This window comes from Methylobacterium mesophilicum, assembly GCF_022179445.1.
In the GTDB taxonomy this organism is placed as follows: domain Bacteria; phylum Pseudomonadota; class Alphaproteobacteria; order Rhizobiales; family Beijerinckiaceae; genus Methylobacterium; species Methylobacterium mesophilicum.
Window position 1 is genome coordinate 186,669 of the sequence record NZ_BPQU01000007.1, and the last position, 10,431, is coordinate 197,099.

The 10,431-nt window shown below is 69.6% G+C and carries 7 protein-coding genes and 2 tRNA genes; 6 read left to right on the forward strand and 3 right to left on the reverse strand.

Features of this window, described 5'->3' with window-relative positions; translation table 11 throughout:
• Positions 1–100: 100 nt before the first annotated feature.
• Together MFF40_RS10550 and MFF40_RS10555 are read left to right on the forward strand one after the other, a co-directional pair.
• Positions 101–2,818 carry an ATP-binding protein gene (locus MFF40_RS10550; protein WP_147899105.1) on the forward strand — a complete coding sequence of 906 codons (2,718 nt, stop codon included), beginning with the start codon at positions 101–103 and terminating at the stop codon, positions 2,816–2,818.
• A gap of 10 nt (positions 2,819–2,828) precedes the next feature.
• Entirely contained in the window at positions 2,829–3,557 is a 729-nt protein-coding gene (locus tag MFF40_RS10555) for a response regulator (protein ID WP_147856376.1), read from the forward strand.
• A 19-nt stretch (positions 3,558–3,576) separates the two neighbouring features.
• Here MFF40_RS10555 and MFF40_RS10560 read toward each other — a convergent pair whose 3' ends face one another.
• Positions 3,577–3,795: a hypothetical protein gene (locus MFF40_RS10560; RefSeq protein WP_147856375.1), complete on the reverse strand. Its 219-nt coding sequence runs from the start codon at positions 3,793–3,795 to the stop codon at positions 3,577–3,579.
• Positions 3,796–4,470: 675 nt separating this feature from the next.
• Positions 4,471–4,546: transfer RNA gene (locus MFF40_RS10565), tRNA-Asn, on the reverse strand.
• Between the two features lie 406 nt (positions 4,547–4,952).
• On the opposite strand from MFF40_RS10565, the gene MFF40_RS10570 reads away from it, so the two are divergent.
• From MFF40_RS10570 to MFF40_RS10580, 3 genes are all read left to right on the forward strand, one after another.
• A complete protein-coding gene (locus MFF40_RS10570; protein ID WP_187277841.1) occupies positions 4,953–5,099 on the forward strand; it encodes a hypothetical protein in 147 nt (48 codons plus the stop codon).
• A gap of 255 nt (positions 5,100–5,354) precedes the next feature.
• Positions 5,355–7,034: a methyl-accepting chemotaxis protein gene (locus MFF40_RS10575; protein ID WP_238260322.1), complete on the forward strand. Its 1,680-nt coding sequence runs from the start codon at positions 5,355–5,357 to the stop codon at positions 7,032–7,034.
• An 843-nt stretch (positions 7,035–7,877) separates the two neighbouring features.
• Positions 7,878–9,566, forward strand: coding sequence for a methyl-accepting chemotaxis protein (locus MFF40_RS10580; protein ID WP_238260323.1), 1,689 nt, complete (start codon positions 7,878–7,880; stop codon positions 9,564–9,566).
• 144 nt (positions 9,567–9,710) lie between these two features.
• Here MFF40_RS10580 and MFF40_RS10585 read toward each other — a convergent pair.
• Positions 9,711–9,784: transfer RNA gene (locus MFF40_RS10585), tRNA-Cys, on the reverse strand.
• 189 nt (positions 9,785–9,973) lie between these two features.
• On the opposite strand from MFF40_RS10585, the gene MFF40_RS10590 reads away from it, so the two are divergent.
• The coding region (locus MFF40_RS10590) for an ISAs1 family transposase (RefSeq protein WP_238260324.1) at positions 9,974–10,431 on the forward strand (458 nt) is incomplete at its 3' end.

Here is a 10,431-nt window from a genome sequence, read left to right on the forward strand (position 1 = left end):
ACGTGGAAGGGATTGCCGCGTGCGAGACCGGAGCGGCGGGAATCCGGCCCGATGCGAACCCCATCCGTGTCGCGCTGACCGCGGGTACCCTGAAAGAACCATGCCCGAGACCGGCCGAGACCCGACCCGTCCCACCCCCGAGGCGCTGCTGGAAACGGCGCGCCGGGAGTCGCGGACCCGCGGCCGGCTGAAGGTTTTCCTGGGGGCCGCCCCCGGGGTCGGCAAGACCTTCGAGATGCTCACCATCGGCCGCGCTCGGCGCGAAGCCGGCCTCGACGTGGTGGTGGGCGTCGTCGAGACCCACGGCCGGGCCGAGACCGAGGCGCTGCTCGACGGGTTCACGATCGTCCCGCGCCGCACCGTGCCCTACCACGGCACCACGCTCGACGAGATGGATCTCGACGCCCTCCTGACCCGGAGGCCGGCCCTCGCGCTGGTGGATGAGCTCGCCCACACCAACGCGCCGGGATCCCGCCACCCGAAGCGCTACCAGGACGTCGAGGAACTGCTCGACGCCGGCATCGACGTCTACACGACGCTCAACATCCAGCATGTCGAGAGCCTCAACGACGTGGTGGCGCAGATCACCCGCATCCGCGTGCGCGAGACCGTGCCGGACGGCATCCTCGACCGGGCGGACGACATCGAGGTGGTCGACCTCAATCCGGACGACCTAATCCAGCGGCTCAAGGACGGCAAGGTCTACGTCCCGACCAACGCCGAGCGCGCCCTGAAGCACTACTTCTCCCGCGGCAACCTCACGGCCCTGCGCGAGCTGGCCCTACGCCGCACCGCCGACCGGGTCGACGACGAACTCCTCAGCCACATGCAGGCCAACGCCATCGCGGGGCCCTGGAGCGCCGGCGAGCGGGTGCTGGTCTGCATCAGCGCCGATCCGCGCTCGGCCGGCCTGGTGCGCTACGCCAAGCGCGTCGCCGACCGGCTGCACGCGCCCTGGACCGCCCTGTACATCGAGGCGCCGCGCGCCGGGTCCGCCAGCGAGGCGGCGCGCGACCGGATCGCCGAGACCCTGCGGCTCGCCGACCGGCTCGGTGGCGATGCCGTCACCCTGCCGGGCGGCCGGCGCGTCGCCGACGACATCCTGGCCTATGCCCGCTCGGCCAACGTCAACCACATCGTGGTCGGCAAGGCGGCACGTTCCTGGATCTTCGAGCTGGTGAACGGCTCGGTGGTCCACGACCTCGTGCGCCGCAGCGGCAACATCAGCGTCCACGTGGTGCCGGGCGAAGCCGTGCCGGCCGAGGCTCCGGCGCGCCGGACGGTCGCCACCGCAACCCCGGCCGCGGCCTTCGAGCCCGGCCCCTACGGGATGGCGCTCCTCGCCTCCGCGGCGGCGCTCGGGGCGGCGCTCCTGCTCCAGCCCTATACCGGCATCGAGAATGCCGACCTGATGCTGCTCACCGCCGTGGTCGCGGTCGCGGTTCGCTGGGGGCTCGGACCTTCGCTCGCCGCGGTGGTCTCGGCCTCGCTGGCCTACAACTTCTTCTTCCTGCCGCCGCTCTACACCTTCACCATCGCCGACCCGACCAACGTCGCGGCGTTCCTGCTGTTCACGCTGGTGGCCGTGCTGGTCTCGAACCTCGCCGCCCGGGCTCGCCGCATCGCCATGATCAGCCAGGGCCGGGCCGCGTCCACGGAGCGGTTGTTCGGGTTCTCGCGCAAGCTCGCGGGCTGCGGCACCCTGGACGACGTGCTCTGGGCCACCTGCGCGCAGGTCGCCGCCATGCTCCGGGTGCGGGTCGTCCTGCTGCTGCCGGATGGCAAGCCCGTCACCGTCCGGGCCGGCTACCCGCCCGAGGACCGGCTCGATGCCGCCGACCTCGCCGCGGCCCAGTGGGCCTTCGACAACGACCGCCCGGCCGGGCGCGGTGCCGACACCCTGCCGGGCGCCAAGCGGCTGTTCCTGCCGATGCGCACCGGGCGCGGCACCATCGGAGTGATCGGCCTCGACGCGGACGGCGCCGGCCCGATCCTGACCCCGGAGGGTCGCCGCCTGCTCGATGCGCTGGCCGACATGGGCGCGCTCGCCATCGAGCGGGTGCGGTTGGTGGAGGATCTCGACCGTGCCGAGCGCGCCGCCGAGACCGACCGCCTGCGCCAGGCGCTCCTGACCTCGATCAGCCACGACTTGCGAACCCCCCTGGCCTCCGTGCTGGGGGCGGCCAGCACGCTGCGCGACCTCGACGCCGACCTCGGCCCCGAGGCCAAGGCCGAGCTGCTCGCGACGATCATTGCGGAATCTGAGCGGCTGAACCGCTTCATCGCCAACCTGCTCGACATGACCCGCCTGGAGGCGGGCGCGGTGGCCCCGAACCTCGCCCCCCAGGACGTCGCAGAGACCGTCGACACCGCCCTGCGCCGGGTCGAGCCGGTGCTGGCCGACCACAGGGTCGTACTCGACCTGGCGCCCGATTTGCCGGTGCTCCGCTTCGATCCGGTCCTGTTCGAGCAGGTGCTGGTGAACCTGCTCGACAACGCCGCCAAGTACGCGCCGGCCGGCTCGACCGTGACCGTGCGGGCCCGCAGGGCGGGCGACCGGGTGCGGCTGGAAATCCTCGACGAGGGCGACGGCCTGCCCGAGACGGAGGTCGAGCGGGTGTTCGACAAGTTCTACCGGGTCCGCAAGAGCGACCGGGTCCGGGCCGGCACCGGGCTGGGGCTGGCCATCGCGCGCGGCTTCGTCGAGGCGATGGGCGGCACCGTCACGGCCGCCAACCGGCGCGACCGCCTCGGGGCGGTCTTCACCGTGACGCTGCCGGTCCCGGCCCGGACCGGGCGCAAGGACATCGCCGCATGAGCCCGACCCTATGAGCCCGACCATCCTGGTCATCGACGACGAGCCGCCGATCCGGAAGCTGCTGCGCACGGGGCTGTCCACGCAGGGCTACGCGATCCTGGAGGCGCCGAACGCCGCGACCGCCCTCGACGTGCTGGGGCGCGAGCGGGTGGATCTCGTCATCCTCGATCTCGGGCTGCCCGACATGCGCGGCCACGACCTGCTGCGGGCGATCCGGGCCCGCCATCCCGCGCTGCCCGTGGTGGTGCTGTCGAGCCGCACCGACGAGGGCGGCAAGGTCGAGGCCCTCGACCTCGGCGCGGACGACTACGTGACCAAGCCGTTCGGCATGGCGGAGTTGCTGGCCCGCCTGCGCGCCGCCCTGCGCCACCAGCTCGCCGTCCAGGGTGAACGGCCGATCTTCAAGGTCGACCGGCTCACGATCGACCTCGTCCGGCGGATCGTGAAGGTCGACGAGGCCGAGGTGAAGCTCACCCCGCGCGAGTACGATTTCCTGCGCGTGCTGGTGCTGCATGCCGGCAAGGTGCTGACCCATGCGCAGCTGATGCAGGCGGTCTCGGTCTCCTCCGATCCGCAATATCTGCGCGTCTACATGCGCCAGCTCCGGCAGAAGCTGGAGGCCGACCCCGAACGCCCGCGCATCCTGTTGACCGAGACCGGCGTCGGCTACCGCCTGCGCGCGCCGGAGGACGAGCCGCCCGTCACGGAGAACGGGCGGGCGCCCACCGGCGGCGCCTGAGAACGGAGTCTCGGCCGGCTCAGAGCCGGAGCGCGATCCGCTCCGCCGAGACCTGAACGGCATCGGGGCGGTGATCGGTCTCCCCGGCCGCGTAGTCGAACGCCGCCTCCCGGCTGCGGAACAGGCCACCGGCCCGCCCGTGGATCTCGATGGCGACCCAGTGCCCCTCCGGATCCTGGCCGACGATGAACCGGGCGGTGTCCCCCGCGGGGGCGGCGACGTGGATGGTGGGCGACATCGGATGTCTGGGGTTCCCGCGATCCTCCGGGGACCGCACCGTGAAGGTGGACCCGAACGCATAAGGGTTCGAGCGGGACGCCCGGCCGATCTCATAAGCGCCTCGTTAGGATTTTCCGTCCTTTGACGGCTCACGCGTTAGCTTATGGGCCGCGAGGACAGAAATGACCTACAGTACGGGCAGTCTATTTTATAGAAAAGGCGTCCAGAACCCGCGTATACATACAATAATACGACGCATATGCCCGTTGAGGAAATGAAATTTCATGATGTGATCCGACGTGACATCACGCTGATGGTGGCGCGGCGATCGTCATGGCTCGAATGATCTCAAGTGTACTGCTTTTGGCGTCGCTGGTTTTGTTCTTCCTGTCGATCGCCAGCCGTGTTCGCGAATGCTCATCCGAATCGGGTGGGCATTCGGATGATTCCCGGTGCCGGTGATCTGCGTTGCCATTCATGCCGGGAGCTTCGGCTCCGCGTCCTGATCGCGCGCGCGACCAGCCTGCTGTTCGTGCGAGCCTGGCGTGAAATCGCGTTGTACCGGGATGACGCCGAAGTGCCGATCAGTCCGGTAACGGGGATGCAGATCCGGCGGTCACGGGGGCGCGAGCCGAAGTCCCGCGGGGACGTCGATGCGACGTCTATCGGTGTCGGATGATGCTGGGAGCGGTGATGGCTCCCCGAGCAGGACTCGAACCTGCGACAAGGCGATTAACAGTCGCCTGCTCTACCAACTGAGCTATCGGGGATCACGAGCGGGTCTCTACACACCAGGATCGCGGGACGCAAGACCCTGAATGGCGCGATCGGCACCGTTCGCCGGGGCTCACCCATTGCGCGCCCTGAGAAAGGTGGTTTGCCGGCGCTCGACCGGGCCGGCTGTGGCTTTTCTGTTACGGTTGGTTGGGGGGGCGCGGCGCCAGCCCCAGCCTGCCGCGCCAGATGCGGTGTCGCGGGGTCATCCCATCGTCACGGCGGCCGCCTAGACGGTCGGACCATCGGCACGGGCCGTCGCCAAGCGCCCCCCGACGCAGATCCCCCGCTGGTCCGAACCGCAAGGCGTCCGCGCCGTGCCGTCCGGTCATGCCGCGTTCGCCCGGACAGCCGGCCTCGGTCGCGTGCGGGCCTGCCTGCCACGTATTCGGAGTGTTCACGATGTCGCGCGATCCCGACGGCCTTCAGGCAGGCGACGCCCTCGGCCCGGAGCGTGGCAGCCGCATGCCCGACTACATCGGCGGCGCCGTGATCGGCTTCCTCATCGTCGCCGCCGCGGTGCGCGTGATCCTGGCGCACACGGTCTGATGAGGTCCGCGCACGATCCGGCGACCGGGCCGCATCGCCGGGAACAGATTTTGACGCGCGGCATCGATGGCAAGACCGAAGAGCGCTCCGGCATTTCAATGACTGTTTCTTCTCGTTTGTACTGATCGGCCCGAATATATCTCAGAATTATTGCATATCGCTTCGCGGCGTTTGCCGGCTATATTTAGTGTTGGCGCAAGCTTTGCTGTAGTACGGCCCTCCCACTCGATTCTCGCGGATAGCGGTTCTCTTCCCATGCGCATTTCCCTCGGCCTCAAGCTGGCGGCGGTCGTCGGCCTGTTGGGCTTCGTTGCGGTCGGCATCTCGGCCTTCGCCATCCGGCAATCGCTGTGGGAGCAGGAGCGCGCCGCCGCCACCGACAAGATCTGGAATGCCGGGCTGCAGGCCGGCGCCCTGGGTCAGGCGATCGAGCACGCGGTCGTGCAGGCCACCGCCCTCTACACCGCCGAGGACACCAGGGAGGCGCGCACGCGGCTGTCCGCGCTGCACGACGCCCTGGCGGCGGTGGAACAGGTCCGGGTGCCGTTCCTGGCGGCGATGGAGGATCAACTGCCGCCGGATCGGCGCCGCCGGTTCGACCTGTTCGTGAAGGAGTTCATCGCCTACCAGAACGACACCGCCGAACTCGGCCTGACGATCTCGCCCAAGGCCGCCCTGATCCAGGCCACCGACGAGTCCACGGTGAAGAACCGCGAGCACATGATCGCGGAGATCGGCCTGCTCGGACGCGAGGTGCTGGCCCGGCTCAACGAGCGGCGCGCCGCCGACGCCGCGGATCGCAGCGCCGCCCGCCTGGCGTTGATCGTAGTGCCCGCCGTGGCGCTCGCCCTCGGCCTGCTCGCCGCGATCTGGATCATCCTCAGCCAAGTCCAGAAGCCGCTGGGCCGACTGAAATCCAGCATGACCGCGCTGGCGGCCAACGACCTCGACCGGACCATCCCGTTCACCCACCGCCGGGACGAGATCGGCGAGATGGCCAGCGCCATCGCGGGCTTCCAGACGGCCCTGATCGAGAAGCGGACGCTCGATGCCGAGGCCCAGGCCCGGCGGGACCGCGACCGCGTCCGGGCCGAGCAGCTGGCCGAGGCGACCCGCGCCTTCGAGGGGGAGACCCACCGCGCCGTGGCGGATCTCGCGGGATCGGCCGACTCGATGCAGGATGCCGCCGCGACGCTCACCGGAACGGCCGGCGACATGGCGGCCCGGGCCGCCGTGGTGGCGGGTGCCTCGAGCCAGACCGCCGACATCGTCGACAGCATCGCCAGTGCGGCCGAGGAGTTCGCGGCCTCCGCCCGGGAGATCGAGGGGCGGGTCCGCCGCACCAGCGAGATCGCGGCCTCCGCGCTGACCGACACCAAGCAGCTGGAAATCACGGTCTCGAGCCTGTCGCAGGCGGCCGCCGAAATCGACGCCGTCGTCACCCTGATCCGGACGGTGGCGGAGCAGACCAACCTGCTGGCCTTGAACGCCACCATCGAGGCGGCCCGCGCCGGCGCGGCCGGACGCGGCTTCGCCGTGGTCGCCGCCGAGGTGAAGGCGCTCGCCGGCCAGACCGCGCTCGCCACCGACCGGATCACCGGCCAGGTCGGGTCGATCCAGGGGGCCGCCGCCAACACAGTCGGCGCCATCGCGTCGATCGGCGAGACGATCGCCCGGATGAGCGTCATCGCCTCCGAGGTCGCCCATGCGGCGGACCAGCAGGGCGCGGCCAGCCAGGAGATCGCCCGGGCCATCGCGGATGCGGCGGCGGATTCGCACAAGGTCTCGGAGAGCGTCGGAGGCGTGCGCGCCGCGGCTGCCTCCAACGAGGTGCAGGCCGAGCAGGTGCGTGGCAGCGCCTCCCGGGTGAGCACCGGGACCCGCACCCTGCAGCAGGCGATCGAGACCTTCCTGGGGCAGGTCCACGCTGCGTAAGGTTCTACCCGGTGCCTGAAACCGCATTTCGGGCGCCGGACAAGACAGCCTGGGCGCGCGCGACCGTCCTGAAAAGGCTGGCCAGCGGCCCGAGATGGATCGGGACCGCTCCCACGCCGAACTGTGGGGGCCGGCACTGCTGCGGCGCGCGATGGAAACGCCTGGACACGTCCGCGATCCTCCGGGGTTTCCGACGTTGCCGTTCGTTCCCAGCGGGACGGAGCGCGAACAGAATCGCCCGGGGTAGCGGAACAGGCCTGTCGCCAAGGCATGATCGGATCCAAGCGCGTCCTGCGTGCGAACGCAGGCGGCCGCGCTGCCGATAGTGTCATATCCGAGCGCACCGGCTTGGTATTGTTTCTGAATACAATAAAAATGGTGTAGCTATTTCTATAATTGAGACTTAATCTAGCGTATATTTGAACGTAAATAGAAAACAAATTCAGTATTGACAACTTTTACGTGTATTGACGGATCGAGGATTTGGCTCGTATCTTTATACGAAGAGCCAGAGCAACGTCGCCGAACCGTCCCGCTATCCCATGTTTGCAGTGTCGATTTTTGATCCGGCGGGCTCGTTCCGTCAGGGCTGCGCGTCGCCATGCCGGAGGCGGCTGAGTTTCGGCCCGGCGATCCGCCGGCGCTGAGGCTGCGGCGCGCAGATCCAACGCCTGGCGCATCGTCCCGAGCACCGGGATCGCCTCGAACCCGGCCACGTGCCCCGTGATCTCGATCGCCGGACGGTCTCCTCACCCTTCGGCATCGCCGTTTCCGCCTTCGGCCAGGCGCCTTGCCGCGACGCGATCGTGCGTCGGTCCAGAAGAGAACAGTATCGTGCTTCAGATGCGCAATTCCTTCGGCTTCAAGCTGGCGGCGGTCGTCGGCCTGCTGGGCTTCGTGGCTCTCGGCATCTCGGCCTTCGCCGTCCGGCAATCGCTGTGGGAGCAGGACCGCGCCGCCGCCACGGACCGGATCTGGAATGCCGGGCTGCAGGCCGGCGCCCTGAGCCAGGCCATCGAGCACGCGGTCGTGCAGGCCACCGCCCTCTACACCGCCGAGGACACGCAGGAAGCGCGGACGCGTCTCTCCGGGCTGCAGGACGCCCTGGCGGCGGTGGAACAGGTGCGGGTGCCGTTCCTGGCGGCGATGGAGGATCAACTGCCGCCGGATCGGCGCCGCCGGTTCGACCTCTTCGTGAAGGAGTTCATCGCCTACCAGACCGACACGGCCGAACTCGGCCTGACGATCTCGCCCAAGGCCGCCCTGATCCAGGCCACCGACGAATCCACGGTGAAGAACCGTGAACGCATGATCGCGGAGATCGGCGGCCTCGGGCGCGAGGTGCTGGCCCGCCTCAACGACCAGCGCGCGGCCGGCGTCATCGAGCAGCGCCGGGCGATCGTCGCCCTGATCGTGGCGCCGGCGGTGGCGCTCGCCCTGGCGCTGGCCGCCTCGATCTGGATCGCCGTCTCCCAGATCCAGAAGCCCCTGAGACGCCTGAAAGCCGCCATGCAGGCTCTGGCGGCGGACCGGCTCGACGACACGATCCCGTTCACCGAGCGCCAGGACGCGATCGGCCAGATGGCGCATGCCATCGCGGCGTTCCAGGCGGCGATGATCGAGCGGCGGACGCTGGACCACGACGCCCGGGCGCGGACGGCGCGCGACCTCGTCCGGGCCGAGCGGCTGGCCGCGGCGACCCAGGCCTTCGACGCCGAGATGCAGCGGACGGTGGCGGATCTCGCGGCTTCCGCGGACGCCATGCAGGCCTCGGCCGACGCGCTATCGGGTCTTGCGGGCGAGACGACCGTGCAGGTCGCCGTCGTGGCGGAGGCGTCCGATCAGACCGCCGGTGTCGTGGTCAGCATCGCCAGCGCCGCCGAGGAGTTGTCGGTCGCGGCCCGGGAGATCGAGAGCCAGGTCCGGCACACCAGCGAGATCGCCTCGACGGCGCTCTCGGATACGCAAGGGCTGGTGGCGACGGTGACGACCCTCTCGCAAGCCGCGGACGACGCCGGCGCCGTGATCGCGCTGATCCGCGCCGTCGCCCAGCAGACCAACATGCTGGCGCTCAACGCCACCATCGAGGCCGCCCGGGCCGGCGCGGCCGGACGGGGGTTCGCCGTGGTCGCCACCGAGGTCAAGGACCTGGCGGCGCAGACCGCGCAGGCGACCGACCGCATCGCCCATCACATCGGGGCGATCCAGGCGGCTGCCGCCGATACGGTCGGGGCGATCGGCTCGATCGGCACGGTGGGCCAGACGATCGCGCAGATGAGCTCAATCGCCTCCGAGGTCGCGGTTGCGGCGGACCAGCAGGGCCAGTCGAGCCAAGTGATCGCCCGCGCCATCACCAGCGCGGCGACGGATTCCCGGAAGGTCTCCGACAGCGTAGCGGGCGTGCGCGCCACCGCGGCCTCCAACGAGGTGCAGGCCGAGCATGTCCGGACGAGCGCCCTGCAGGTGAATGCCGGGACCCACAGCCTGCAGCGGGCGATCGAGACGTTTTTGGCCCAGGTCGCCGCGGCCTGACGGCATCGTCCTGAAAGGCGGAAGGCCCTTCGAGGGAGACGACAGGGGGGCGGCGGCCATGCCGGCGTTCGCGACGCGGGACATCCGCCGTCTCGACGGCACGAAGACCGGGCGGCGGTAGCGTGCGTTATCTCGGAAGATCGATGGAGGCCTCGCCCGGAATCGAACCGGGGTGCAAGGATTTGCAGTCCTCTGCGTAACCACTCCGCCACGAGGCCCCTCGTCGCGACGCCGTGGCGCCGCCCTCGGAGCCTGGCGGCCGGCTCCGGGTGGGGGTCTCTAGCAGAGGTGGGCGGCGGCAGGCAACGGTCGCGATGCGGCTTCCCAGGGCGATCGCTTGAAAGGAATGGATTTCGGTGTTGCCTTTTGCGTGATTCACAGGGGGCCTCGGTCTGGTGAGGCATCCGATGTCAGGCAAGGCACTGGTGGAGCATTTTTCGGCGTTGGAAGACCCGCGCCAGAGTTGGAAGGTGGTCTACCCGCTGCCGGAGATCATGTTGCTGGTCCTGTGCGCGACCCTGGCCTCGGCCGAGGACTTCGTCGAGATCCGACGCTGGGGCCGGGAGAAGCTGGAATTCCTGCGCACGATGCTGCCGTTCCGACATGGCATCCCGTCGCACGACACCCTCAACGACGTTCTGAACGCCCTCGATCCAGGCCTGTTCTCGGCGTGCTTTGCCGCCTGGGTCGAGGCCCTGCGCGAGACCGAGCCCGACATCGTCGCGATCGATGGCAAGAGTTCGCGTCGCGCCCGCGCCAAGGGCGGCCATCCACTCCATGTCGTCTCGGCCTGGGCCACGCGCCAGCGCTTGGTGCTGGGCCAGGAGGCCGTGGGTGAGAAGGCCAACGAGATCGTGGCGATCCC